Here is a 26,261-nt window from a genome sequence, read left to right as displayed (position 1 = left end):
ACCCCCACCGGGCCGCACCCGGACACGTCCCCACAGGGGGTCCGGGGGCGGAGCCCCCGGGGTCGGGAAGGGAAGGGGCGGCGGGGGCGAGGGAACCCGGCGCGGCACCCGCCAGGACACCCCGCACCACGCACCCCGGGAGGCACCCATGAGCACCGGCACCGGCACCGGCCCCGGCCCCCTCCCGATCCGCGAGACCGTCGCCCCGGCGACGACCACCCCCCGCCGCACCCGCACCACGCGCACCACCCCCTACCTCCACTACGTCGCCGGAAAACTCGCCGGCGCCCTCGTCTCCCTCCTCGCCGTCCTCATCACCGGCTTCTTCCTCTTCCGCCTCATCCCCGGCGACCCGGTCCGCACCATGACCGGCGGCCGCCCCGTCTCCGCCGAACAACTCGCCGCCTACCGGCGCGAGTTCGGCCTCGACCTGCCCCTGTGGCAGCAGTTCACCGACTACTGCGGCAAGGCCCTCACCGGCGACCTCGGCACCTCCTACCAGTTCCGCACCCCCGTCCTCGACAAGATCACCGAGGCGCTGCCGAACACGCTGCTGCTCACCGGCACCGCGTTCGTCCTGTACACCGCCCTGGGCCTCACCCTCGGCACCCGCTCGGCCTGGCGCCACGGCCGGCTCGGCGACCGGCTGCACACCGGGCTCGCCCTCACCCTGTACTCGGTGCCCTCGTTCTGGCTGGGCCTGCTGCTCGTCATCGTGTTCTCGGTCGGCGCGGGCCCGGTCCCGGGGCTCTTCCCGACCGGCGGCATGGAGGACGCCGGCACGGAGGGCTTCGCGCACGTCGTGGACGTCGCCCACCACCTCGTCCTGCCGGTCCTCACCCTCGTCGCCGTCGAGTACGGGCAGACCCTGCTGGTCACCCGCTCGGCACTGCTCGACGAGATGGGCAGCGACTATCTGACGACCGCCCGCGCCAAGGGCCTGCGGGACGACGCGGTACGGCGCCGGCACGCCGTGCCCAACGCCCTGCTGCCGACCGTCACCCTCATCTTCGTCAACCTCGGCCGGACGGTCGCGGGAGTCATCCTCGTCGAGACGGTGTTCTCCTGGCCGGGCCTCGGCGGCCTGTTCTACCAGGCCCTGAGCGTGCCCGATCTGCCGCTCGTCCAGGGGCTGTTCCTCTTCTTCGCCTCGGCGGTGATCGTCATGAACACCCTCGCCGACCTCGTGTACCCGCTCCTCGATCCCCGGGTGGGCCGATGACGACCGAAGCCACTCCCCCGGCCGCCGCGCCCGGCCCCGGCCCGCGCGCGCTCGCCCGGCAGCGGCGGCGCCGGGCCGCCGCCCACTTCTGGCGCCAGTACCGCACGCACCGCGCGGGCCTCGTGGGCCTGGCCGTGCTCGCGCTGTTCGCGCTGGTCGCCCTGACCGCGCCGCTCACGGTCGGCTCCGACGTGGCGAGCGTGACCGACGCCCCGGGCCGCCCGCTCCAGGGGCCGAGCGGCGCCTTCCCGCTGGGCGCCGACCGCTACGGGCGCAACCTGCTCGGCCTGCTCGTGTGGGGCTCGCGCGTCTCGCTGCTCGTGGGGCTGCTCGCCGCCGTGCTGTCGGTGGCGATCGGCGCCCTCGTGGGCATCACCGCCGGGCACTTCCGGGGCCCCTGGGCAACCCTGCTGATGCGCGTCACGGACTGGTTCCTGGTGATGCCCACCCTCGTACTGGCCATCGCGCTCGCCACCGTGATGTCCCGCTCGCTGGGCACGGTGGTCCTGGCGATCGGCGTCACCTCCTGGCCGACGACGGCCCGGCTGGTGCGGGCCCAGACGCTCGCGGTGGAATCGCGTCCCTACATCGAACGCGCCAAGGCACTCGGCGGCGGGCACTGGCACGTCATGACCCGGCACGTGCTGCCCAACGTGATGCCCCTGGTGCTCGCGCAGGCCACCCTGATGGTGTCCCTCTCCATCCTCTCCGAGGCGACGCTGGCCTTCCTCGGGCTCGGCGACCCCTCGGTGGTCTCCTGGGGCGGGCTGCTCCAGGACGCGCGCGAGGCGGGCGCGGTCAGTTCCGGGGACTGGTGGTACCTGGTGCCGCCGGGCCTCGCCATCGCCGTCGTGGCGCTTGCCTTCACGCTGTGCGGGCGCGCCGTCGAATCGGTCCTCAACCCCAGGCTGGGAGTGACACGTTGACGCTGCTGGACGTGCGGGACCTGCGGGTCACGTATCCGGGCGGGGCCGCCGCCGTGCGGGGCGTCGACCTGAGCCTGGAGGCCGGGCACAAGCTCGGGGTCGCGGGCGAGTCGGGCTCCGGCAAGTCCACGCTGGCGCTCGCCCTGCTCCGGCTGCTCCCGGCCGGGACCCGCGTCACCGGAGAGGTCCTGCTGGACGGCGAGGACGTGCTGACGATGCGGTGGGGGCGGGTGCGGGCGGTGCGCTGGGCCGGTGCCTCCATCGTCTTCCAGGGGGCGATGCACTCCCTCAACCCCGTGCACCGCGTCGGCGACCAGATCGCCGAGCCGATCCTGCTGCACCGCAAGGAGAGCGGCGCCGCCGCCCGCCGCCGGACCGGCGAGCTGCTCGAACACGTGGGACTGCCGGCCGCGCGGGCCGCGGCCTACCCGCACGAACTCTCCGGCGGGCAGCGACAGCGTGTCATGATCGCGATGGCTCTGGCCTGCGACCCCCGGCTGATCGTCGCCGACGAGCCGACCACCGCCCTGGACGTGATGATCCAGGCGCAGGTGCTGCGACTCATCGAACGGCTGGTCGCCGAGCAGGACCTGGGGCTGATCATGATCAGCCACGATCTGTCGGTGCTCGCCGACAGCTGCGACCGGCTCGCCGTGATGTACGCGGGCCGCGTGGTCGAGGAGGGCCCCGCCCGGACCGTCCACGAGCACGCCCGGCACCCCTACGGCCAGGCGCTCTCGGCGGCCTTCCCGCGCATCGGCGACCCCGCCTCCCGGTACGCCCCGCGCGGGCTGCCGGGCGATCCGCCGGACCCGGCCGCGCTGCCCGGCGGCTGCGCCTTCCACCCGCGCTGCCCGGTGGCGCTCGCGGGATGCGCCGAGGACGACCCGGCGCTCCGGGAGGCGGCACCCGGGCACCGGGCCGCGTGCGTGCACGTCACGCCGCCGGTGCCGCCGGGGCCGTCGTTGCCGGGACCGGCGGCACCCGCCGCCGGGGAGACGAGGAGCGGCACATGACGACGACCACGGCACCGCCCCTGCTCACCGCACGGGACCTGCACGTGACCTTCCCCGGCCGGCGCGGCGCCGACCCGGCCCGCGCGGTGGACGGCGTCGAACTCGACATCGGGGCCGGGGAGATCGTGGCCCTCGTCGGCGAGTCCGGCTGCGGCAAGACGACCCTGGCGCGGGCGCTGCTGGGGCTGGTCCGGCCGACCTCCGGGCGGGTCACCTTCGCCGGGACGCCGATGGAGTACTCCTCCCGGGCGCTGCGGGCGTACCGCAAGCGGGTCCAGCTCGTCCTCCAGGACCCCTCCGGGTCCCTCAACCCCCGGCACACGGTCTACGAGGCGGTCGCCGAGGGACTGCGCATCCACGGCTACGCCGGGGACGAGCGGGCCGCGGTCACCGAGGCGCTGTCCCGGGCGGGGCTGCGGCCCCCCGAGCGGTTCCTGCTGCGCCATCCGCACGAACTGTCCGGGGGCCAGCGGCAGCGCGTGGTGATCGCGGGCGCGCTCGTCCTGGAACCCGAACTCCTCGTCGCCGACGAGCCGGTGGCCTCGCTGGACGCCTCGGTGCGCGGGGAGATCCTCGCGCTGCTGCTGCGGCTGCGCACCGAACTGGGGCTCTCCGCGCTGGTGGTGACGCACGACCTGGGCCTGGCGTGGAACATCGCCGACCGGGTGGCGGTGATGTACCTCGGGCGGATCGTGGAGACGGGCGCGGTGGAACAGGTGCTGTCGGCGCCCCGGCACCCCTACACCCGGGCGCTGCTGTCGGTGCTGCCGGACTCCCCCGGCGAGCCCGAGGTCCTCGCCGGTGAGCCCCCGGACCCGTCCCGCATCCCGCCCGGCTGCCGCTTCCACGCCCGCTGCCCCGTCCTGGCGAGCGGCGAGGCGGAACGGGCTGGAGTGGCGGGGGCGTGCCGCACCGAGGACCCCGGGGTGCCGGGCGGGGGCCGGGAGGCGGAGGTCGCCTGCCACTGGGCGCGGGCGCGCGCGGGGGCGTGACGCGCGGCCCGGCTGCGCCGCGCCCCCCGACGCACCAGTTCCCGGCACCCTTTTGAAGGGGGCCGGGAACCGGTGGGTGTGCGCGGGAAGTCAGGCCGCGCCGACGACGTCCTTCTCCTCGGCGAAGTGGCACGCCGACTCGTGGGCCGCCGGGCTGTCCTGGCCCTTGAAGCGCTCGGGCACCGCCAGCAGGGGCTCCTGCTCGGCGCACTTGTCCTGCGCCTTCCAGCAGCGGGTGCGGAACCGGCAGCCGGAGGGCGGGTTGGCCGGCGAGGGCACGTCACCGCTGAGGATGATGCGCTCGCGATGCTCCCTGGCGTCGGGGTCCGGCACCGGCACCGCGGACAGCAGCGCCTGGGTGTAGGGGTGCGTCGGGTGCTCGTAGATCTGCTCGTCCGTGCCGATCTCGGCCATGCGGCCGAGGTACATGACGCCCACGCGGTCCGAGATGTGCCGGACGATCGACAGGTCGTGCGCGATGAAGATGTAGGACAGGTTGAACTCGTCCTGCAGCGCCTCCATCAGGTTGATGACCTGCGCCTGGACGGACACGTCCAGGGCGGAGACCGGCTCGTCGCAGATGATGATCTCGGGGTTGAGCGCGAGGCCGCGGGCGATGCCGATGCGCTGGCGCTGACCGCCCGAGAACTGGTGCGGGTAGCGGTTGATGTACTCCGGGTTCAGGCCGACGACGTCGAGGAGCTCGCGCACCCTGCGGCGGCGGTCGCCCTTGGGCGCCACCTCCGGGTGGATGTCGAAGGGCTCCCCAATGATGTCGCCCACCGTCATACGGGGGTTGAGCGAGGTGTACGGGTCCTGGAACACCATCTGGATGTTGCGGCGCACGGCGGTCAGCGCGCGGCCGGACAGCTTGGTGATGTCCTGGCCCTTGTAGAAGACCTCGCCCGCCGTGGCCCGCTCCAGGTTCATGAGCAGCTTGGCGACCGTGGACTTGCCGCAGCCGGACTCGCCCACGATGCCGAGCGTCTCGCCCTGGTGCAGGTCGAAGGAGATGCCGTCGACGGCCTTGACCGCGCCGATCTGCCGCTTGAACAGGATGCCCTGGGTGAGCGGGAAGTGCTTCTTCAGGTTGCGCACCTGAAGAATGGGCTCCCCGCGCCCGACGGGCGCCTCGACCGCGGCGACCGACTCCGCCTCCGAGTGCGCGTCCGCGAGCTCGACCTTGGAGACGTTCGGGGTGACGTCCTGCGGCTCGTCGTTCTTGCTGAGCTCAGCCATGGATCGTCTCCTTCCAGAAGTGGCACGCCGAGGTGCGGCCGGTCACCGGGGTGCCGTCCTGCTCGGTGACCGGGAACAGACGCGGGATCTCGGTGGTGCAGATGTCCTGCGCCTTGGGGCAGCGCGGGTTGAAGGCGCAGCCCGACGGAACCCGCAGCAGGTTGGGCGGCAGGCCCTTGATCGCGTAGAGCTCCTGGCCCTTCTGGTCCAGGCGCGGGATGGAGTCCAGCAGACCCCGCGTGTACGGGTGCGCCGGGCGCTTGTACAGCTCGTGCACGGGCGCCTGCTCCACGATGCGGCCCGCGTACATCACCGCGATCTTGTCCGCGACGTCGGCGACGACGCCGAGGTCGTGGGTGATCAGGATGAGGCCCATGTTGAACTCGCGCTGGAGTTCCGCGAGCAGGTCCATGACCTGCGCCTGGACCGTCACGTCGAGGGCCGTGGTCGGCTCGTCGGCGATGATCAGCTCGGGCTCCAGGGCCAGCGCCATGGCGATCATGATGCGCTGGCGCATACCGCCGGAGAACTGGTGCGGGTAGTCGTTCACCCGGGCCGCGGCGGCCGGGATCTTCACCCGGTCCATCAGCTCGATGGCCTTGGCCTTGGCGTCCTTCTTGGACATGCCCTGGTGGACGCGGAACATCTCGCCGAGCTGGTAGCCGACGGTCAGCACCGGGTTGAGCGAGGACAGCGCGTCCTGGAAGATCATCGCGATCCGGCTGCCGCGGATCTTGCGTCGCTCCTCGGCGGACATGGCGAGCATGTCCTGGCCGCGGAAGCGGATCTCGCCCTGGGGGATCTTCCCGGGCGGCATGTCCAGGATGCCCATGATGGCCTGCGCGGTGACGGACTTGCCCGAACCGGACTCGCCCAGCACCGCGAGCGTCTCGCCCGCGGCCACGCTGTAGTTGACCCCGTTGACGGCCTTGACGACGCCCTCGCGGGTGTGGAACTCGACGTGCAGGTCGCGCACGTCGAGCAGCGGCCCGCCGTCCGCCCCGGCGTCGCGGGGCGACGGCACGGGCGTGGTTTCCTCGATGGTGGTCACGTACGCCTCCCTCAGCGTGTCTTCGGGTCGAGGGCGTTGCGTACGGCCTCACCGAGCATGATGAACGCCAGCACCGTGATGCTGAGCATGATCGACGGGTAGAGCATGATGAACTGCGCCACCCGGATCGAGTTGCCGCCGTCGGAGATGTCGTTGCCCCACGACACGCCGTTCAGGCCGAGGCCCAGGAACGACAGCGTGGCCTCGGCGCCAATGTAGATGCCGAGCGAGATCGTGGCGACGACGATCACCGGAGCCACCGCGTTGGGCAGCACGTGGCGGAAGAGGATCCTTCTCGTCCCCGCGCCGAGCGCCTTCGCGGCCTGCACGTAGTCCGTGGACTTGACGGTGATGACGGAACCGCGCATGACACGGGCCGTCTGCGTCCAGCCCAGGAAGGCCAGCGCCCCGATCACCACCGGGATGGACCGCTCCGTGAAGGAGTTCAGCGCCACCATCGCGCCGAGCAGGAACGGGATGCCCATGAACATGTCCGTCACACGGGACAGCACGGCGTCGATCCAGCCGCCGAAGTACCCGGCGAGCATGCCGACCAGGCCGCCGAAGAGGACGACCACGACAGTGGTGCCGGCGCCGACGAGCAGCGAGGCACGGGTGCCGTAGATGGCGCGGGCGTACACGCTGCGGCCCTGGGCGTCGTAGCCGAGCCAGTCGGCGGAGAACACGTTGCCGTAGTGGGGGTGCTGCAGGTAGTGGTTGGCCAGGTCCTTGTCGTTCGGGTCGGCGCCCGTGAACAGGCCGGGCCAGGCGGCCATCACCAGCAGCAGCAGGATGAGCACCGCGGAGACGACGAACACCCAGTTGGTCCGCAGGTCCTGCCAGGCGTCGCCCCACAGGCTGCGGGTCTTCTCCGGCTTGGGTTCGGGCAGGGTGGCGCCGGCTGCGGCGCCCGCCGCGGCCTTGGTGGCCTCGTCGGCGGATTTGGTGAGCTCAGGCATAACGGATCCTCGGGTCCAGAACCGCGTAGAGGAGGTCGACGATCAGGCTGCAGAAGAGGTACACGAGGACCAGGATGGTGACCAGCCCGACCAGCGTGGTGCCCTCTCGGCGGATGATCGCCTGGTAGATGGTGCCTCCGACGCCGTGGATGTTGAAGATGCCCTCGGTCACGATCGCGCCGCCCATCAGGGCGCCGAGGTCGGTGCCGAGGAAGGTGACGACCGGGATGAGCGAGTTGCGCATCAGGTGCACCCCGACCACACGGCGGCGCGGCAGTCCCTTGGCGATGGCCGTGCGCATGTAGTCGGCGCGCAGGTTCTCCGCCACCGAGGTACGGGTGAGCCGCGCGACGTAGGCGAGCGAGACGCTCGCCAGCACGATGGCGGGCATCAGGAGTTGGCTGTAGTCGGTGGCGTCGCTCACCGAGGGGTCCAGCAGGTTCAGCTTGAACGCGAACACCGTCTGGAAGATGTAGCCGAGCACGAAGATCGGGATCGAGATCAGGAGCAGCGTCACGACGAGGATGACGGTGTCGACCGCCTTGCCCGCGCGCATCCCGGAGATGATGCCGAGGACGATGCCGAGGACCGCCTCGAAGACGAAGGCCATGCCGGCCAGACGCAGCGTCACCGGGAAGGCGTCACCGAGGATGTCGGTGACCGGGCGGCCGCTGGCCACCTGCGTACCGAAGTCGAAGTGCAGGATCATGCCCCGCATGTAGTCCCAGTACTGGACCAGGACGGGCTTGTCGAGGCCGTACTCGTGCCGCAGCGACCTGAGCACCGCCGGGCTCGCGCCCTTGTCCCCGAAGAGCCCCCGCACGGGGTCGCCGGGAAGGGCGTAGACCATCAGGAAGATCAGCAGGGTCGTCCCGATGAACACCGGGATCATCTGGAGCAGTCGCCTCGCGACGTAGCGCCCCATGGTTCCTCCATGTCAGTTACAGCGGCAGGCCCCTTTCGCCTCATACGAGCGGCTTCCTCTACGGATTCCGTACGTACGCGGCGAAAAGGGCCCCCCGGCCGTCCGGCCGATGCCGTGCCGCACCCCGCGCGGGTGCGGCACGGCTCACGCTGTCGTCGTCAGCGGTTACTTCTTGACCTGCACGCCGGTCAGGATCGGGTCGCCGTCCTGCGCGTACTTCACGCCGGAGACCTTCTCCGAGTAGCCCGCGTTGACCTTGTAGTACCAGAGCGGGATGCTCGGCATGTAGTCGACGAGCTGCTTCTCGACCTCCTGGTACAGCTTCTCCGACTCCTCCAGCGACTTGGCGGCGTCCGCGTCGGCGATCAGCTGGTCGACCTTCTTGTTGGAGAAGCCGCCCTGGTTGCCGTCGGACTTGGTGCCGAACAGGTCACGGATGAAGTTGGAGATGAACGGGTAGTCGAGCACCCAGCCGGAGCGGTACAGCGACTTGACCTGCTTGTTGTCACGGGCGTTCAGGTCCGACTGGAAGTCGGGCTTGGAGTCGCCGTCGCACTTCACGCCGGTGGCCTTGGTGATGGAGCCGCAGACGGCCTCCACCCACTCCTTGTGCCCGCCGTCGGCGTTGAACTGGATGGAGATCTTGTTGCCCGGAACGCCGCCGCCTTCCTTGATGAGCTGCTTGGCCTTGGCGGCGTCGAACTTGGTGACGTCGCCGGCCGCGTCCGCCTGGTAGCCGAGGACGCCCTTGGCGACCCAGCCGGTGGCGGGCTCACGCGTGCCCTGGAGGACGGTCTTGGTGATGGTGTCGCGGTCGATCGCCATCGACAGGCCCTGGATGACCTTGGGGTCGATGTCCTTCCACTGCTTGGTGTAGAAGGCGACGCCGAGCGTCTGGATCGCCGAGTACGACTGGTCCACGGCGCGGTCGCCGAGGTCCTGCTTGTACACGGGCAGGTCACGCGGGGCGACCTGGCGCATCACGTCGAGGTTGCCGGACTTGAGGTCCTGGTAGGCCGTCTCGAGCTTGGAGTAGTTCTTGAAGGTCACCCCGCCGTTCTTCGCGGCGTTCGGGCCCTTGTAGTCGTCGTTCTTGACGACCTCGATCTGCTTGTTGTGCTGCCAGCTGACGAACTTGTAAGGGCCGTTGCCGATCGGCTTCTGGCCGGCGGCCTTCGGGTCCTTGTAGAAGGACTCCGGCAGCGGGTCGAAGACCTCGTAGCCGAGCTTGTACACGAAGTACGGGATCGGCTTCGACAGCTTGATCGTGAAGGTGTTGTCGTCGACGACCTTCAGGCCCGACATCTCCTTGGCGGAGGGCTTGCCCTTCTCGGGCGCGACCTTGTCGTAGCCCTCGATGTCCGAGAACCAGAAGCTGTTGGTCTGCTTGTTGTCCGGGTTGGCGGCCCAGTTCCACGCCTTGACGTAGGACGTGGCGGTCACCGGGGTGCCGTCGTGGAACTTCCAGCCGGGCTTCAGCTTGACCGTGAAGGTCTTGTTGTCGCTGGTGTCGATCGACTGCGCGTTGATGTTGACGATCTTGCCGCTGCTGTCGTAGTCGACGAGCCCGGAGAAGAGCGACTTGATAACGATGCTGCCGTTGGACTCCATGGTGTTCGCGGGCTGCAGGGGGTTCTGCGGCTCACCCACCTCGACCGAGAACTTGCCGTTCGGGTCGGCCGCGGCCTTGCTGTCGCCGTCGTCGTCGTTGCCACCGCCACAGGCGGTGGCACCCAGTGCCACTACCGCGGCTATCGCGACCCACTTGGCGCTCTTGGCACCGCGCATGGGTTCCTCCTCATGAGTCCAATGGTTCACCGCATGGTGAGGCACAGGCCATGACACCGTCACCGGTGCCTGTAATGGTCAGGTGCCCCCACCGCTCGCGAGTCGCCGCCGCCTACCGACGCGTGACCCTTCACTCCGAGCGTCTACGCGCCTAACTATCTGCCATCGGCCGGAACCGAACCACATTTCCAAGGTCTCGGTTCGATCACACCTAGCGCCCACTTCTTCCGAAATACGGACAAATGGTTTGGTGAAAGATCACTCCGAAACGGACTTGTTACACATCTATCGGCGTGGAGTGTTCGCATTGCGGACAGCCCGGAGGAGATCACGGGCGAAAATGGGTTGCGTGGCCCTTACCCACTGTGCTGGGCCGTCACTCGCGGAGGTGACACCTCCTCGAGGAGCGCCGCGCGCACGCGCACCGGACCGAGAACGAAAGGCTAGGGGGTATCGGAGGGCCGCGGTCCGCCTCGGGCGCCTCTCAGAGGGTTTTCCCTATGTTCCCCTCGTCTCACCCCCACCCGGGACGCCGCGGACCCGGGTGCCGGCCGGTCCCCCGGCTCCCCGAGCCCCACACGCACGACGCCGGGCACTCCGTGTCGCGGAGTGCCCGGCGTCGCCGGTGAGGGGCCGTTGTCAGCCGTGCTTGGCCCGGCTGGCGGCACGGGCGCGGTCGCGCTGGTCCAGGACCACCTTGCGGATGCGGACCGCCTCCGGGGTGACCTCCACGCACTCGTCGTCGCGGCAGAACTCCAGGGACTGCTCCAGCGACAGCTTGCGCGGCGGCACGATCGACTCCGTCACATCGGCCGTCGAGGACCGCATGTTGGTGAGCTTCTTCTCCTTGGTGATGTTGACGTCCATGTCGTCGGAGCGCGAGTTCTCGCCGACGATCATGCCCTCGTACACCTCGGTGCCCGGCTCCACGAACAGCACGCCGCGCTCCTGGAGGTTCGTCATCGCGAACGCGGTGACGGCGCCGGAGCGGTCGGCGACCAGGGAGCCGTTGTTGCGCGTGGTGAGCGTGCCGAACCAGGGCTCGTGGCCCTCGTGGATGGAGTGGCCGATGCCCGTGCCGCGCGTGCTGGTCAGGAACTCCGTGCGGAAGCCGATCAGACCGCGGGAGGGCACCACGAACTCCATGCGGACCCAGCCGGAGCCGTGGTTCGACATGTTGTCCATGCGGCCCTTGCGGACGCCCATGAGCTGCGTGACCGCGCCCATGTGCTCCTCGGGCACGTCGATCGTCATGCGCTCGACCGGCTCGTGGACCTTGCCGTCGACCTCCTTGGTGACGACCTGGGGCTTGCCGACGGTCAGCTCGTAGCCCTCGCGGCGCATCTGCTCCACCAGGATGGCCAGCGCCAGCTCGCCGCGGCCCTGCACCTCCCAGGTGTCCGGCCGCTCGGTGTCCAGCACCCGCAGCGAGACGTTGCCGACGAGCTCGCGGTCGAGGCGGTCCTTGACCTGGCGGGCGGTGACCTTGCGGTCCTTGACGGCGGCCTTCGCCTCGGCGCCCTTGCCGGTGCCGCCGCGGCCGACCAGCGGTGAGGTGTTGGTGCCGATGGTCATGGAGATCGCCGGCTCGTCGACCGTGATCAGCGGCAGCGCGATCGGGTTCTCGGGGTCGGCGAGGGTCTCACCGATCATGATGTCCGGGATGCCGGCGACGGCGCAGATGTCGCCCGGGCCGGCCTTCTCGGCGGGCTTGCGGGTGAGCGCCTCGGTCATCATCAGCTCGCTGATGCGGACGTTGGAGACGGTGCCGTCCCGCTTGATCCACGCGACCGTCTGGCCCTTGCGCAGCTCGCCCTGCTCGACGCGGAGCAGCGCGATGCGGCCGAGGAAGTTGTCGGCGTCCAGGTTGGTGACGTGGGCCTGCAGCGGCAGGCTCTCGTCGTAGGTGGGGGCCGGGACGTGCGACAGCAGGGTGCTGAAGAACGGCTCCAGGCTGTCGCTGTCCTGCGGGACCGTGCCGTCCTCGGGCTTGGTGAGGGAGGCCACGCCGTCGCGGGCGCAGGCGTAGACGATCGGGAACTCGATCTGCTCCTCGTCGGCGTCCAGGTCGAGGAAGAGGTCGTAGGCCTCGTTCACGACCTCGTCGATGCGCGAGTCGGGGCGGTCGGTCTTGTTGATGCAGAGGATCACCGGCAGCCGGGCCTGGAGGGCCTTGCGCAGCACGAAGCGGGTCTGCGGCAGCGGGCCCTCGGAGGCGTCGACGAGGAGGACGACCGCGTCCACCATCGACAGACCGCGCTCGACCTCGCCGCCGAAGTCGGCGTGGCCGGGGGTGTCGATGATGTTGATCGTGATGGGCTCCCCGCCGTCCTTCGGGTGATACTTCACCGCGGTGTTCTTGGCGAGGATCGTGATGCCCTTCTCACGCTCCAGGTCGTTCGAGTCCATCATGCGGTCGTCGAGCGACTCGGCGGCGTGAGCGGCGAAGGCGCCCGCCTGCTTCAGCATGGCGTCGACGAGGGTGGTCTTGCCGTGGTCGACGTGGGCGACGATGGCAACATTGCGGATGTCGTGACGCGTAGCAGTCACAGCCATGGTGAGGCGTATCTCCCGGGATTGAGGACGGCCAGCGCGTCCGTCAGTGTCGCGCGGGCCATGCCGGGCATTGCACGCCTCGGCCGTACACCATGGTACGTGCCGTCACCGGCCCGGGCGCCCGGGCCCGTCGCGGGACCCCCGGGAGCGGGCCGGACCTGCCCGTTCACCGGCGCTTTTCCGCACTGCCCCGGTCGCCCCGAAGCCGCGGCGCCCACCCCGCCGGCGGGGGCCCGCCCACGGGGTCCCGCCCACGGGGCCGCGCGGCGCGGGGCTCAGCGCATCACCCGCTCGATCAGCGTCTGCCACGCGTCCCCGAGGAAGGCGATGGTCTCGTCCCTGTCGGGCGACTCCGCCTCGCGCTGCGGGCGCGACAGGTACAGCAGCAGCGGTGCCTCGAGCGCGGCGGTGAGCTGCACCGCGACCCCGTCCAGGTTCGGGACGGACCCGGCCTCGCGCAGCAGTACCCGGATGTGGAGCTGGGTCATCGACGGATCACCCATGATCATCGGCCTGCTGCGGTCGAAGCACGCCCGGACGATGGCGTGGTGCTCCGTGAGGAAGTCGACGCGCGCGCGGCCGTAGGCGATGAGCCGTTCGACGGGGTCGGCGCCGGGGCCCAGCGGTGGCGGACCGCTCATGGCGTGTTCCTGGAAGGCCCGCTCGTCCGCGTCGAGCAGCGCGCGGAAGATGCCGGCCCGGGTGCCGAAGCGGCGGAAGACCGTGCCCTTGCCGAGGCAGGCGCGTTCGGCGAGGCCGTCCATCGTGACCTTGTCCACGCCCTCTTCCGCGATCATCTGGCGCGCGGTGCGCAGCAGGTGCTCGCGGTTGCGCACCGCGTCGGCGCGCTCGGCCCGCGGTTTGCCGAAGTGCATCACAGAGCGTTCCACGCCGACCAATTTACGCCAGGAATAGAAAACGGGGTGAAGTCCGCTTATGCTCGAGAGGCGGCAGCCGCTAACCGGACCACGGTCCGGCGGCCTTCCCGCGGCATGCCCGCCACCGGCGGGCGAGGCCCGCGGGCTTACCTTCCCGAGAGGACCTTCCGACCATGAACCTGTTCCGACTGGACGCCAGCATCCTTCCCGGCAACTCCGCCAGCGCGGAGATCGCCGACATCGCCGAGGCCGAATGGGCCGCGGCCCACCCCGGTGCCCAGGTGACCCGTCGCCACCTCGGCACCGACCCGCTGCCCTCCGATGCCTGGGCCCTTGCCACCACCGCCGCGTTCGTCCCCGAGGCCGACCGCACCCCGGCCCAGCTGGAGGCGCTCGCCCTCGCCGCGACCCTTGCCGAGGAAGTGCGGAACGCGGACGCCGCGATCTTCGCCGTGCCGCTGTACAACTGGGGTGTCTCCCAGCACTTCAAGTCCTGGGTCGACCTCGTCATCACCGGCACCGGCGACCCCACCGCCCAGCTGCTGAAGGACACCCCCACCGTGCTGGCCACCACGCTCGGCGGCGGTTACGCGCCCGGCACCCCCCGCGAGGGCTGGGACCACTCCACCCCGTACCTGGAGCGGATCCTCGGCGACCTCTGGGAGGCCGAACTGACCGTCGTCCGCCGGGAGCTGACCCTCGCCGCCTCCAACCCCGCCATGGAGGGCCTGCGGGGCCTCGCCGAGCAGCAGCACAAGGAGGCGCTCGCCACCGCCCGTGACGCCGGCCGGAAGTTCGCCGACCGCTGACGCCTCCGCCGGGGGCGGCCGCACGGCCTCCCGCCCCCGGCCCATCTCTCCCCTCCCTCTCAGCCCGCCCTTCGCGGTCCGTCAGTCCGCCGCCGTCCGCCGCCGTCCGCCGCCGTCCGTCCGTCCGCGTCAGGACGAGGTGGCGGAGGGAACGGAGGAGGTGGAGGCGGAGGACGGGGTCCGCTCCTGGTAGCCCATGTCCTCGTACACCGGGGTCCGGAAGCCGAACGCGCCCACGTTGACCAGCCGCGGACGGGCCGCAGTGAGCTGCGGGCGCTGGTAGAGGGGGATGGAGGCCGCCCCGGCCCAGATGCGGGAGTCCGCCTTGCGCATCAGCTCCCGCTCCTTCCCGGCGTCCAGCGTCACCAGCGCCTCGTCGAAGAGCTGGTCGATCCGGTCCGTCCCCACCCGCGTGTAGTTCTGCTCGACCTTCAGCTCCCCGTCCGCCCCCGGCACCGGCTTGGCGTAGACCGGCCGCGCGTCCGTCGCCGGGAACGCCGTCGCGGGCCAGGAGTACAGCGCGAGGTCGTACTCGCCGGACGCGATGTGGTCCTTGAAGTAGCTGTCGTCCGGCACCTTGGTGATCGTCGTGCGGATACCGACCTTCCGCAGCATCCGCGCGATGCGGTCGCCCACCGCCCGCAGCGAGGCCGAGCCAGGCCCCGAGGGCAGGACGAAGCGCAGCGAGAGCGCCTTGCCGTCCTTCGCCATCACCGTGTCCGCCGCGCGGGCCGGGGCCGCGGTCCCCATGGGGGCGTACGCGCCCGGGGCCCCGCCGTGCCGTGCCGCCCCGGGTTCGCCCAGGTACTGCTTGCCGTCCGCGGACCGGGCCGCGCGCTCCTCGGAACGCCCGTCGCCCCCGTGGTCCCCGGCGCCCTCCGCCTCGCCCGGCTTGTCGTCCTCGCCGACGATGTACGTGCCGTCGTCGTCCTCGGACTTCTCGCCCTTGCTCCCGGCGGTGTCCTTCTCCCCCGCCTCGTCCCCGTCCTCGTCCTTCCCCTTCTTGTCCTTCTTGTCCTTCGCCTGCTTCTCGACCGGGCCGCCCAGGATCCAGCCCGCGTCGGCGAGCAGCGCCCGGGCCCCCTTGGTGTCCTGGCCGCCGAGCGCCCCGCTGTTGTCCTCGTACGCCGGCTGCCCGGCCAGGGCGAGATGGCTGCCGACGGGGACGGCGGGCAGGCCGAGCGGCTTCAGCACCAGCTCCGCCAGCTTCGTGCGGTCCAGGGCGCGGGCGACGGCCCGGCGGACCCGTTCATCGGCGAGGGGGCCCTCGGAGCCGTTGAGGGCGAGCTGGGTGTAGGCGGGTTCGAGCGAGCTGCGGACGACGTAGCGGCGCAGCGCCTTGCGCCGCGCGGCGGCCTCGGCGGCGTCCTCGTCCCCCTTCTTCTCGTCCTTCTTCTTGTCCTTCTTCTTGTCCTTCTCTTCTTTCTCCTTCTTCGCCGCTTTCTCGGCCTTCTCGGCCTTCTCGGCCTTCTCGGCCTTCTCCCGCTCGGCGCCCGCGGCCGCCTGTGAGGCGGCCGTGGTCTTCGTGCCGTGGGCGGCGGCGATCCGCTCGGCGTCGTCGGGGTCGACCTCCGCGAGGTCGACCTTGTTCTCGGCGAGGGCGTCGAGCCGTTCGTCGCGCGGGACCGCGCGCAGCACGATCTTGTCGAGCTTGGCCGGGGAGCCCCACCAGCGGGTGCTGCGGACGAGGGTCACCTTCCCGTCCTCGCGGTCGACCTTCTTCAGCGCGAACGGCCCCGCCGTGACCTTGAGCTTGCTGCGGGCGCCGTCGTTGAACGCGTCCGGCGTCCCCATGACCTCCTTGGGGTACAGCGGCGTGAACAGCGACTTCCAGTCGGCGTAGGGGCGGGCGAAGGTGACCTTGACCTCGAGGTCGTCGTGCCCGCGCTCGATCTTCGCGATCCGGTCGTAGCCGGCGTTGCGGGCGGTCCAGTAGGCGCTGTCCTTGCCGGACAGGGCACGCCACTGCGCGGCGAAGTCGGCGGCGCCGATCTCGCGGCCGTCGCTCCAGACGGCCTGCTGGTCGAGCCGGTACAGGACGACCTGCCGGGGCTCGGTGTCGACCACCTTCGCCGACTCCAGATAGGCGGGGTTCGGCTGCGGCCGGCCCCGCGCGTCGAGCCGGAACAGCGAGGGCAGGACGGCACCGGCGACCCGGCTCGTGGCGGCGTCGGCGTCCGCCTGGAAGGTGTTGAGGGTGGCGGGCACGGCGTCCACCGCCCAGCGCAGGGTGCCGCCGTCGGCGACGAGGGCGCGGCCGGCCGGGGCGATGTCCTGGCCGGCGAGCGGCCGGTTCTCCTTCTCGTCGGAGCTGCAGGCGGAGAGCGCGGACACCGTGAGGGCGCCCGCGAGGAGGAACGCGGCCGCGCGCCGGGTCGCGCTCGGCCGGACGCCGTCGTGGGACATCACTGCCACCTCCGGTGGTCCGTCGAAGTCATCACTTTCATCACTCTTGTCGTTCTTGTCGTCTCCTCCGATCAGATGGCCGGGACCGCGCCCGGGGAAGCGACACGGCGACCGCCCCCGCCGAACCCCACCCGTTCGGCCCACCGCGCCCCCGGCCCCGCGGGCACGGCCGGTCTGTGCACGCCGCACCCCCGTACGCCGCCCCCGCGCGCCGTACACCACCGCCCACGCCGTCAATCCGTGCACACGGGTTCCCAGGGCGCACTGTGACGCGCGACACTCGCAGGCGCGTGTACGTACCGCCCCCAGGCCCCGTCCCCCCAAGGCCCGCGGAAATGAGGTCACGCCCATGTCCGTACAGGACGAACTGACGACGGTTCAGCGCTGTGTCGACGACCTGGTCAGGTCGCTGCGCCGGCTGGAACAGCAGCTCGGGAGCTCCGGCGGGCTGGAGATGCGCCGGGTACGGGCCGATGCCGACCATCTGCGCGAGAGCGTCGCCCTGCTGCGCGAGGCCGGCCCCTTACCCGAACGCCCGGGCCGACCACCGCTGTTGGCGATCCCGGACACGCCGTACGACACCACCCTGTGGACGGACTCGGACGACGAGGGGCTCAGGTGACCACGGGCACGGAGGAGCCCCCCGCCACCGAACCCCGCCCCCGCGGCGGCGTACGCGGGAGCACGCGGGCCGCGATCGCCGCCCGGCATCTGCGCACCGACCGCTGGTGGCTGGCGCCCGCCGGCACCGCCGCCGGACTGCTCGCCTTCGTCGTCTACTCGACCTGGCGGGCTTTCGCCGACACGCACTACTATGCCGCCCCGTACGTCTCGCCGTTCTACTCCCCCTGCCTCGCCGAGCGGTGCCGTCCGATGCACGCGGGCCCGAACGGGGACCTGTTCGGGAGCTGGTGGGGCATCTCCCCCGCGATCATCATCCTGATCTTCCCGCTGGGCTTCCGGCTGACCTGCTACTACTACCGCAAGGCGTACTACCGGGGCTTCTGGGCCTCCCCGCCCGCCTGCGCCGTCGCCGAGCCGCACGCCACGTACACCGGTGAGACCCGCTTCCCGCTGATCCTGCAGAACCTCCACCGGTACTTCTTCTACGCGGCGCTCCTCGTCGCGGCCGTCCTCACCTACGACACGGTCCTCGCCTTCCGCGACGAGCACTACGGGTGGGGCCACATGGGGCTCGGCAGCCTCGTCTTCCTGGCCAACATCGCGCTGATCTGGGCGTACACCCTGTCCTGCCATTCCTGCCGGCACATCGTCGGCGGCAAACTGCGGCACTTCTCCAAGCATCCGGTGCGCTACCGGGCATGGCGGTTCGTGGGGCGGCTCAACGCCCGGCACATGCAGCTCGCCTGGGCGTCCCTGGTGAGCGTGGCGCTGGCCGACTTCTACGTCTATCTCCTCGCGTCCGGGGTCTTCGACGATCCGCGCTTCTTCTAGATTGGGTGGGGACTGAACACATGTCCGTGGTCGACCGGCAGGAGTGGGACGTCGTCGTGGTCGGTGCCGGGGGCGCCGGGCTGCGCGCCGCGATCGAGGCGCGGGAGCGGGGCGCCCGTACGGCGGTGATCTGCAAGTCCCTGTTCGGCAAGGCGCACACCGTGATGGCCGAGGGCGGCATCGCCGCCGCGATGGGCAACGTCAACTCCGGCGACAACTGGCAGGTGCACTTCCGCGACACGATGCGCGGCGGCAAGTTCCTCAACCAGTGGCGGATGGCCGAGCTGCACGCCCGCGAGGCGCCGGACCGGGTGTGGGAGCTGGAGACCTGGGGCGCGCTCTTCGACCGCACGGGCGACGGCCGGATCTCGCAGCGCAACTTCGGCGGGCACGAGTACCCGCGCCTTGCCCACGTCGGCGACCGCACCGGCCTGGAACTGATCCGCACGCTCCAGCAGAAGATCGTCTCGCTGCAGCAGGAGGACAAGAAGGAGACCGGCGGCTACGAGACCCGGCTGAAGGTCTTCCAGGAGTGCACGGTCACCCGCATCCTCAAGGACGAGCGGGGCCGGGTGGCCGGCGTCTTCGCCTACGAGCGCGAGTCCGGCCGCTTCTTCGTCCTGCAGGCCCCGGCCGTCGTCATCGCCACGGGCGGCATCGGCAAGTCCTTCAAGGTGACGTCCAATTCCTGGGAGTACACGGGCGACGGGCACGCGCTGGCGCTGCTCGCGGGGGCGCCGCTGGTGAACATGGAGTTCGTGCAGTTCCATCCGACGGGCATGGTCTGGCCGCCCTCGGTCAAGGGCATCCTCGTCACCGAGTCGGTGCGCGGGGACGGCGGGGTGCTGCGCAATTCCGAGGGCGAGCGGTTCATGTTCCACTACGTCCCCGACGTCTTCAAGGAGAAGTACGCGGAGTCGGAGGCGGAGGGCGACCGCTGGTACGAGGACCCGGACCACAACCGGCGCCCTCCCGAGCTGCTCCCCCGTGACGAGGTGGCGCGGGCCATCAACGCCGAGGTGAAGGCGGGCCGCGGCTCCCCGCACGGCGGCGTCTTCCTGGACGTGTCCACGCGGATGCCGGCCGAGGTGATCCGGCGGCGACTGCCGTCGATGTACCACCAGTTCAAGGAGCTGGCGGACGTCGACATCACCGCGGAGCCGATGGAGGTCGGGCCCACCTGCCACTACGTGATGGGCGGGGTCGCGGTCGACTCCGACACGGCGGCGGCGCGCGGGGTGCCGGGGCTGTTCGCCGCCGGTGAGGTGGCCGGCGGCATGCACGGCTCCAACCGGCTCGGCGGCAACTCCCTGTCCGACCTGCTCGTCTTCGGCCGGCGGGCGGGCCTGCACGCCGCCGAGCACGCGGCCTCGCTGGCGGGCGCCCGCCCGGTGGCGGACGACGCCCAGCTCGACGCGGCCGCGGCGGAGGCGCTGCGGCCGTTCTCGGCGGAGGGGCCGGGGGCGGACGAGAGCCCCCTTCCGGGGGAGGCCGAGGGCGCCGCGCGGATGCGCGGCGCCCGGCCGCCGGAGAACCCCTACGGCATCCACCAGGAACTCCAGCAGACCATGAACGACCTGGTCGGCATCATCCGCCGCCGGGCCGAGATGGAGCAGGCCCTGGAGAAGCTGGCGGAGCTGCGGGTAAGGGCCCGGCGGGCCGGCGTCGAGGGGCACCGGCAGTTCAACCCGGGCTGGCACCTCGCCCTGGACCTGCGGAACATGCTGCTGGTCAGCGAGTGCGTGGCGCGGGCGGCCCTGGAACGCACCGAGTCGCGCGGCGGCCACACCCGCGAGGACCACCCGGAGATGGACAACGCCTGGCGGCCGGTCAACCTGCTGTGCCGGCCGGCCGACCCGACCGGCGGCCTCGCGGCCACCGATCCGGTGCGCGGCCAGATCGAGCTGGTCCGCGAGACCACCCCGCCCATCCGCCCGGACCTGCTCGCCCTGTTCGAGAAGGAAGAGCTGGTCAAGTACCTGGCCGAGGAGGAGCTGTACGAATGAGCGGCTACGAGGCCCGGTTCCGGGTGTGGCGGGGGGACGTGCACGGCGGCGACCTCGCCGACTTCCGCGTCGAGGTCAACGAGGGCGAGGTGGTCCTCGACATCATCCACCGCATCCAGGCCACCCAGGCTCCCGACCTGGCGGTCCGCTGGAACTGCAAGGCGGGCAAGTGCGGTTCGTGCTCGGCGGAGATCAACGGGCGCCCCCGGCTGATGTGCATGACCCGCATGTCGGTCTTCGACCGCGCCGAGACGGTCACCGTGACGCCGCTGCGCGCCTTCCCGGTCGTCCGCGACCTCGTGACCGACGTCGGCTTCAACTACGCCAAGGCGCGCGAGGTCCCCGCGTTCGTGCCGCCCGCGGAGCTGGGACCGGGCGAGTACCGGATGATGCAGGAGGACGTGGACCGCTCGCAGGAGTTCCGCAAGTGCATCGAGTGCTTCCTGTGCCAGGACACGTGCCACGTGGTCCGCGACCACGAGGAGAACAAGCCCGCCTTCGCCGGTCCACGCTTCCTGATGCGGGTCGCGGAACTGGACATGCATCCGCTGGACGCCGCCGAGGACACCGGACTCGACCGCAAGCGCACCGCGCAGGACGAGCACGGTCTCGGCTACTGCAACATCACCAAGTGCTGCACGGAGGTGTGCCCGGAGGGGATCCGCATCACGGACAACGCGCTGATCCCGCTGAAGGAGCGCGCGGCGGACCGCAAGTACGACCCGCTGGTGTGGCTGGGGTCGAAGATCCGACGCCGGCCCTCGTAGGGCCGGTCGTCGTGAAGCCGGTCGCGATGCAGCCGGTCGTGTGCCGATCCTCAGGAACCAGACCCCGGGCGGGCGCCCTCCACCCAGTCCTCCTCGTACGCCCGCCAGTCCGCCTCCGTCGCCGCGAAGTCGACGTACAGGGCGACACCGAAGTTCTTCCGGTCGGCGTCGGTGCGGGACAGCCCGAGGCGGACGCCCCGGACGGCGCCCGGGACGGTCTCGGCGTGCGCCCAGTGGCCGAACCGGTTCTCGTGGTAGAAGGGCAGGCCCATCAGCAGGTCGGTGCCGGGCGGGGTGGCCTCCAGGGCGAGGGAGGTCTGCTGGGCCACGTACCCGCCGTACGTGCTCTCCAGCGGCTGCATGGTGTCGTACGACATCACGGCGATCTGGTCGACCCGGCGCGACACCTGGCCGAAGTAGCCTTGCGACCACCACTTGGGGTGCCCGGCCACCGTGCCCCAGAAGGAGTGGAAGCCGGGGAGCGGGTCGATCTGGTGGGCGGCGACGGAGAGGACGGCGTCGTGGTCGGCGGTGACGCGGTGCAGCCGGTCCAGGAGGTGGAGGTAGTCCTGGTCGCCGGAGTGCAGGGGCTCCAGGTCGAAGTGGGCGCCCTGGAAGCCGGCGTCGAGGATCTGCCGGGCGGACGCGACGACGTGGTCGCGGGTGTCGGCCTCGGTGAGCCGCATCCCGGTCGGCCCCTCGGTGGCGAGCACGTCCCCGAGCCAGGCCTGCACCCGGACGTGCGGCAGCGCCCGGTGCACCGCCTTTACCAGCCAACCTGCGCGTGGGTACAGGGACTTGGGGAGCGTGCCGTCGTGCTCCAAGGGCCCGGCGTGGACGTACAGGTCCCTGATCCCGGTGTCCTTGAGCCGCTCGGCGAGCGCGGTGACGTCGGCGTCGGTCTTCCGCCCGTCCACCCAGGCGTGACCGAGCCAGATGGCGTCGCGGTCGCGGGTGTACGTGCCCTCGGCGGTGTCGCCCGCGTAGTTGAAGCGGAGCGTGACCTGCATGGCGAGGAGCGGAAGGACGAGGAGGAGCGCGAGCGCGAGCAGCGTGCGCCGGGTCCAGCGGACCCAGGGCCTTGCACGGGGCTTGCGCTGTCCCGCCCCGGGACTCCGTTCCGTCTGCTCCGTCTCTTCCCTCGACTCCGCCCGCTCTTCCCTCGGCTCCCTCTGCTCTTCTCTCTTCCCCGTCCGCTCTTCCCGCTCCGCCTGATCCACTCGAACCGCCCCTCCCGATCGTCCCGACCAGGGGATTCTCGTGGCCGGCGTTGCGGGGGAGGACGACGGGTGGGGTGATCGCGGTTGCGCTCGGCGGGGCGGGAGACGTCGGCCACCCGGCTCCCGGGAGCGATGTCCCTACGCATGGGGAGATTTGTGGCACGTCGGTAACAACCCTGAGGCGGTGTCAGTACGTCTTAGTACGATGATCTGAACTTGACGCGAGTTGGTCCGGGGGCGGCCCACGGACACACGGGGGTGAGAACGCGTGATCAAGCCCGAGCAGATTCCGCAGTACACGGGCGACCTGTTCCAACTGGAGTTGGCGCATCAGGGGTTGAAGTCGGACGCGGGTGCGGTGCGGACGACCGGTAGTGATGTGCATGCGAAGTTCCAGGGGTTGTCGGCGTATTACAAGGCTCCGGAGGCGGAGCAGTTGTTCGCGTCGACGAAGCCGGTGAAGGACCGTGCGGATGAGTTCGCGACGGATCTGGAGACGGTGTCCTCGGCGTTGTCGTCGTATGCGACGGAGATCCGTCCGCTGGTGTCGAAGCTGGCGGAGCTGAAGACGAAGGCGACGACGTTCGTCAATGCGGTCAAGGACGACGACGACTGGGAGTACGACGGGGACAAGGTCGAGGAGCACAACGGGATCCGGGACGAGATCACGACGACGGTCGCGGCGTTCTGGGCGGCGGAGCGGACCTGCCACAACAAGATCACGGCGATCTTCGGCGGGACGCAGATGGTCGCGGGCGACGGGTCCGAGCGGGAGGACCAGTACGGGTTCAACGCGGAGGATCTGAAGAACGCGAAGCTTCCCTGGGGTGACCCGGTGGAGGAGAAGCATCACTGGTACGAGGTCGGCCACTGGGTGAAGTCGTTCGTGTGGGACGGCCTGATCGTGGACGGTGTGTGGGGCACGATCAAGGGCCTGGGCACGCTGGTGGGCTTCGGTGGCTGGGAGGCGATGGGTCAGGCGTGGAAGGGCCTGGCGCAGCTCGCCACGGGTCTGGTGATCTCCTCGATTCCTGGTGCGTCGACGTTGTTCTGGACGTTGCCGGACGACAAGCTGCCCTCCTGGTTGCGGGACTCGCGGACCGCGATGAAGGAGACGGGCAAGGCGCTGGTGGCGTGGGACGAGTGGGGGAAGAATCCCGCGCGGGCGGCGGGTGCGGTGACCTTCAACGTGCTGACGACGGTGTTCACCGGTGGTACGGGGGCGGCGGCCTCGGGCGCGGGCAAGGCCGGTGCGGTGGCCAAGGCCCTGTCGGTGGCGGGCAAGGCGGGCAAGGTCATCGACCCGATGACGTATGTCATGAAGGGTGCCGGGGCGGGTCTGTCGAAGATCGGCGACATCAGCAAGGCGCTGAAGGGCGTCGGCAACATCGAGATCCCCAAGCTGCCCGACAACGCGATCACGCTGCCCGAGGGCGCCCTGAAGCTGCCCGACGGCTCCTTCCACCTGCCCGAGGGCGCGGCGGTCCCCGAGGGAGCGGTCAAGCTCCCCGACGGCAACTTCAAACTGCCCGACGACGTCCCGGCCCTGCCCGAGGGCACCACGAAGCTGCCGACGGAGCCGGGCGCTCCGGCGCGTTACTACGATCCGGACGGCAACTTCCTGGACGAGCACGGCAACGTCCTGCAGAAGGGGGCCGACGGCCCCGGCGACATCGTCGACCAGCCCCACATGAACGACCTGGGCGACAACGGCTCCCCCACCTCCGGCGCGGACAACCCGCACACCCCCACCCCGGTCAAGGAACCCGCCCTCGTCGGCGCGGGCACCCACACCGCGGAGAACGCCGGACAGCACATCCGCCTCGGCAACAGCCTCGACGACAACCTCGCCGACCTCGGCCGCGTCGGCGACGACGCCGGTAAGACCACGCCGGTCGTCCACGCCGGCGGCGACACCCCCGTCATCCACGCGGGCGAGCACCTGCCCGGCGGGCACGCGGGGGACCACCTCCCCGGCGGCCACGCGGGCGACCACCTCCCCACCAACGAGCTGAACAACCCCGTCCACACCGGCCACGGCGACACCACACCCCCGGGCACCCACCACCCGGACACCCCGTCCTCCACCGCGGGCCACGCGGACGACGCCACGACCACACCGCACCACGACGGCCCGGGCGACACCGGCACCCCGCACCACGGCGCGGAGCCGCCGGTGGGCAGCAGCGGGCTGGACAATGCGGCGGCCGGGCCGGGAAGCGGTCCTCACGTTCCGGACGCGGAGACACCTGCCCGACCCGAGTTCATGCGAGACGGGGACAACCCCTACGGTCCCGAGGGCTCACTCACGCCGGAGCAGGTCCACGAGATCCAGGTCTACCGTGCCAACCACGAGCCCGGGTACTTCGAGCAGTTCTACAAGTCCAACGGCAACCGCAAGAGCCTCGACTTCTTCGACGAGAGCGGGAAGACACCGCCCCAGCTGACCAGGCAGTCGCCGAACGATCCGTGGACGACGGTGGACAAGGCGCCGGAGCCCCTGAAGCCGCGCTACCTCGACGACTGGGTGAAGCAGGGCCCGGAAACCGCGAGCCCGGACGCTCTGTCCCACCTCAACGACGCCGCGGAGACGCGCCACTACGCCATCCACCACGACAAGGTGATGGAGAACTGGAAGCACGAGGCCAACAAGGCGCACGAGGAGCACCCGACCTGGGAGACGGGAGCCGAGCAGGCCGAGGCCCGGGGCGCCTACCGGGAGTCGCACGTCCACATGCGTGACTCCTCCGAGGCCTACGGCGAGGCGGTGGCGGAGCATCACGTCATACCGGAGCACTACGCGGGCGCCACGCGGGAAACCACCTACGGCCCGCGCAACGGCAACGACCAGTTCGACCAGGTGTGGCGTCGTGAGGACGGCGGTTACGTGGTGGTCGAGGCCAAGAGCAGCGTCGGCACCGAATTGGGCGCACGCAACCTGCCCAGCGGCAAGCGTGTCTCGCAGGGAACAAGAGAATATTTCTTCGACATACTCGACGAAATGCGCAAGCGCGGTGAAACGCATCCCAGCGAACTGGTACTCGCGGACAAGCTGGAGCAGGCCCTGAAGAGTGGGAAGCTGGACTACATCGTCGTCAAGGGTGAGAAAAACGTCGGCGAGTACGCTGGCTATCACATGCGGAAGTTCGACATCAGTGACAGGAGTATGCCGTGACAGCCGTCGTTGCCAGGCATCGCGAATCCGGCCCGAATTCGGAGAAGTACGCGGAGGCCCTGGGCGAGAGCCTGGCCATGTCCGTCGGCTGGCTGGACGAGTCCGCGTCGATGATCGATTCCGCGTTCTCCAAGTCCTTGCTGCACCTGCAGGCGCGATGCACGGCCGACCCTCGTGCTGCCCAGCTCGAGACCTGGGAAGCAGTCACGGCTGCGCTGCAGATCGGTTCTGCACTTTTCGCGGTGACCGGGGCGCAGGAGGGCACGGTCCAGTGCCGCATCAATCACGAGATGCACACGCTCACCGCCATCGGACCTCGCGCATTCGCCGATGCGGGCAACTGGCTCACCACGTTCTGGCTGGCCGTGATCTGCCGGGATCGCGAGCGGCTGACGAACCTGTGCGAGATTCCTGTCGACCGGCTTCGGTCCGCCGAGGGCGCATATGACGAGTACGTCTATCACTGGGTGGCCGCGCTACAGGCTTACTGGCTGCGACGACCGGGCCTGGTCGAGGATTTGACGGCGGCGATCCAGGGTTCGCACCCCGAGGCGGCTTCCGTCACCCCGCGGGAGCTGCTGCAAAACGTGCTCTACCCTCCGATCAACCTCTTCTACCGTTTCCTCCGCCAGGACGGAACCGGCTTCAATGAGGCACTGACGGAGGCGCTGGAGCTGCACAGGACCTACTGGACGGCGGACGAGGACCGTACACGCGATCCGTCCGGCACCGTTGCTCTGGCGCCCTTGGCCGTCGCCTGCCTCGCCCACGACGGCGGCATCCCGATCGAGGTCGAGTCGGACTACCTGCCCAAGCACCTGCTGGAGCGCGGCTGGCTCGGCGAGTTCGAGGTCTGAGTCCCACACGGAAG

20 protein-coding genes are annotated in these 26,261 nt (G+C 70.5%); 11 read left to right on the top strand and 9 right to left on the bottom strand.

What is annotated here, in order from left to right; all coding sequences use genetic code 11:
- The first annotated feature begins 148 nt into the window (after positions 1-148).
- From OHB09_RS21415 to OHB09_RS21400, 4 genes are read left to right on the top strand one after another with little or no spacing between them, the layout of a single operon-like run.
- Positions 149-1,222 (top strand): ABC transporter permease, encoded by a 1,074-nt coding sequence (locus tag OHB09_RS21415; RefSeq protein ID WP_328922383.1) that lies wholly within the window; start codon positions 149-151, stop codon positions 1,220-1,222.
- The gene (locus OHB09_RS21410) at positions 1,219-2,148 is read left to right on the top strand and encodes an ABC transporter permease (RefSeq protein WP_167795834.1); all 930 of its coding nucleotides are present in this window, start codon (positions 1,219-1,221) and stop codon (positions 2,146-2,148) included. The genes OHB09_RS21415 and OHB09_RS21410 overlap by 4 nt, the downstream gene beginning before the upstream one ends.
- Positions 2,145-3,164 carry an ABC transporter ATP-binding protein gene (locus OHB09_RS21405; RefSeq protein ID WP_328922382.1) on the top strand — a complete coding sequence of 340 codons (1,020 nt, stop codon included), beginning with the start codon at positions 2,145-2,147 and terminating at the stop codon, positions 3,162-3,164. The genes OHB09_RS21410 and OHB09_RS21405 overlap by 4 nt, the downstream gene beginning before the upstream one ends.
- Positions 3,161-4,156: an ABC transporter ATP-binding protein gene (locus OHB09_RS21400; protein ID WP_006142149.1), complete on the top strand. Its 996-nt coding sequence runs from the start codon at positions 3,161-3,163 to the stop codon at positions 4,154-4,156. The genes OHB09_RS21405 and OHB09_RS21400 overlap by 4 nt, the downstream gene beginning before the upstream one ends.
- 90 nt (positions 4,157-4,246) lie before the next feature.
- On the opposite strand, the gene OHB09_RS21395 is transcribed toward OHB09_RS21400, so the two are convergent.
- The 7 genes from OHB09_RS21395 to OHB09_RS21365 form a co-directional block, all read right to left on the bottom strand.
- Positions 4,247-5,395 carry an ABC transporter ATP-binding protein gene (locus OHB09_RS21395; protein ID WP_093592175.1) on the bottom strand — a complete coding sequence of 383 codons (1,149 nt, stop codon included), beginning with the start codon at positions 5,393-5,395 and terminating at the stop codon, positions 4,247-4,249.
- Positions 5,388-6,446, bottom strand: coding sequence for an ABC transporter ATP-binding protein (locus OHB09_RS21390; protein ID WP_006142147.1), 1,059 nt, complete (start codon positions 6,444-6,446; stop codon positions 5,388-5,390). The genes OHB09_RS21395 and OHB09_RS21390 overlap by 8 nt, the downstream gene beginning before the upstream one ends.
- Before the next feature lie 11 nt (positions 6,447-6,457).
- Positions 6,458-7,405, bottom strand: coding sequence for an ABC transporter permease (locus OHB09_RS21385; RefSeq protein WP_006142146.1), 948 nt, complete (start codon positions 7,403-7,405; stop codon positions 6,458-6,460).
- Positions 7,398-8,330 (bottom strand): ABC transporter permease, encoded by a 933-nt coding sequence (locus OHB09_RS21380; protein ID WP_040896259.1) that lies wholly within the window; start codon positions 8,328-8,330, stop codon positions 7,398-7,400. The genes OHB09_RS21385 and OHB09_RS21380 overlap by 8 nt, the downstream gene beginning before the upstream one ends.
- A gap of 165 nt (positions 8,331-8,495) precedes the next feature.
- Complete coding sequence (locus OHB09_RS21375) at positions 8,496-10,118, bottom strand: peptide ABC transporter substrate-binding protein (RefSeq protein ID WP_191852175.1); 1,623 nt, start codon at positions 10,116-10,118, stop codon at positions 8,496-8,498.
- 639 nt (positions 10,119-10,757) lie between these two features.
- Complete coding sequence (gene typA / locus OHB09_RS21370) at positions 10,758-12,674, bottom strand: translational GTPase TypA (protein ID WP_006142143.1); 1,917 nt, start codon at positions 12,672-12,674, stop codon at positions 10,758-10,760.
- A 275-nt stretch (positions 12,675-12,949) separates the two neighbouring features.
- Entirely contained in the window at positions 12,950-13,549 is a 600-nt protein-coding gene (locus tag OHB09_RS21365) for a TetR/AcrR family transcriptional regulator (protein ID WP_093592184.1), read from the bottom strand.
- Positions 13,550-13,725: 176 nt separating this feature from the next.
- Here OHB09_RS21365 and OHB09_RS21360 point away from each other — a divergent pair, with 176 nt between their 5' ends.
- On the top strand, positions 13,726-14,361 hold the full coding sequence (locus OHB09_RS21360) for an FMN-dependent NADH-azoreductase (RefSeq protein ID WP_234527427.1): 636 nt from the start codon (positions 13,726-13,728) through the stop codon (positions 14,359-14,361).
- A 129-nt stretch (positions 14,362-14,490) separates the two neighbouring features.
- On the opposite strand, the gene OHB09_RS21355 is transcribed toward OHB09_RS21360, so the two are convergent.
- Positions 14,491-16,767 carry an ABC transporter family substrate-binding protein gene (locus OHB09_RS21355; protein WP_328922381.1) on the bottom strand — a complete coding sequence of 759 codons (2,277 nt, stop codon included), beginning with the start codon at positions 16,765-16,767 and terminating at the stop codon, positions 14,491-14,493.
- A gap of 349 nt (positions 16,768-17,116) precedes the next feature.
- On the opposite strand from OHB09_RS21355, the gene OHB09_RS21350 reads away from it, so the two are divergent.
- The 4 genes from OHB09_RS21350 to OHB09_RS21335 are packed head-to-tail and all read left to right on the top strand — an operon-like array spanning position 17,117 to position 20,995.
- On the top strand, positions 17,117-17,389 hold the full coding sequence (locus OHB09_RS21350) for a hypothetical protein (protein WP_234527429.1): 273 nt from the start codon (positions 17,117-17,119) through the stop codon (positions 17,387-17,389).
- On the top strand, positions 17,386-18,222 hold the full coding sequence (locus tag OHB09_RS21345; protein ID WP_006142137.1) for a hypothetical protein: 837 nt from the start codon (positions 17,386-17,388) through the stop codon (positions 18,220-18,222). Before OHB09_RS21350 ends, OHB09_RS21345 begins: the two co-directional genes overlap by 4 nt.
- Before the next feature lie 20 nt (positions 18,223-18,242).
- Complete coding sequence (locus OHB09_RS21340; protein ID WP_328922380.1) at positions 18,243-20,228, top strand: fumarate reductase/succinate dehydrogenase flavoprotein subunit; 1,986 nt, start codon at positions 18,243-18,245, stop codon at positions 20,226-20,228.
- Positions 20,225-20,995, top strand: a complete 771-nt coding sequence (locus OHB09_RS21335; protein WP_328922379.1) for a succinate dehydrogenase/fumarate reductase iron-sulfur subunit — start codon at positions 20,225-20,227, stop codon at positions 20,993-20,995. Before OHB09_RS21340 ends, OHB09_RS21335 begins: the two co-directional genes overlap by 4 nt.
- A 50-nt stretch (positions 20,996-21,045) precedes the next feature.
- Here the strand turns inward: OHB09_RS21335 and OHB09_RS21330 are convergent, their stop codons facing one another.
- Positions 21,046-22,215: a hypothetical protein gene (locus tag OHB09_RS21330; RefSeq protein WP_328922378.1), complete on the bottom strand. Its 1,170-nt coding sequence runs from the start codon at positions 22,213-22,215 to the stop codon at positions 21,046-21,048.
- Positions 22,216-22,483: 268 nt separating this feature from the next.
- On the opposite strand from OHB09_RS21330, the gene OHB09_RS21325 reads away from it, so the two are divergent.
- Both OHB09_RS21325 and OHB09_RS21320 read left to right on the top strand, forming a co-directional pair.
- Complete coding sequence (locus tag OHB09_RS21325; RefSeq protein ID WP_328922377.1) at positions 22,484-25,390, top strand: hypothetical protein; 2,907 nt, start codon at positions 22,484-22,486, stop codon at positions 25,388-25,390.
- On the top strand, positions 25,387-26,247 hold the full coding sequence (locus OHB09_RS21320; RefSeq protein WP_328922376.1) for an immunity 49 family protein: 861 nt from the start codon (positions 25,387-25,389) through the stop codon (positions 26,245-26,247). Before OHB09_RS21325 ends, OHB09_RS21320 begins: the two co-directional genes overlap by 4 nt.
- Positions 26,248-26,261 lie beyond the last annotated feature (14 nt).

Source organism: Streptomyces griseoaurantiacus, from assembly GCF_036189845.1.
GTDB lineage: Bacteria > Actinomycetota > Actinomycetes > Streptomycetales > Streptomycetaceae > Streptomyces > Streptomyces griseoaurantiacus.
Note: the sequence above shows the minus strand (reverse complement) of the source record. Positions and strands in the feature narration are given on the sequence as shown.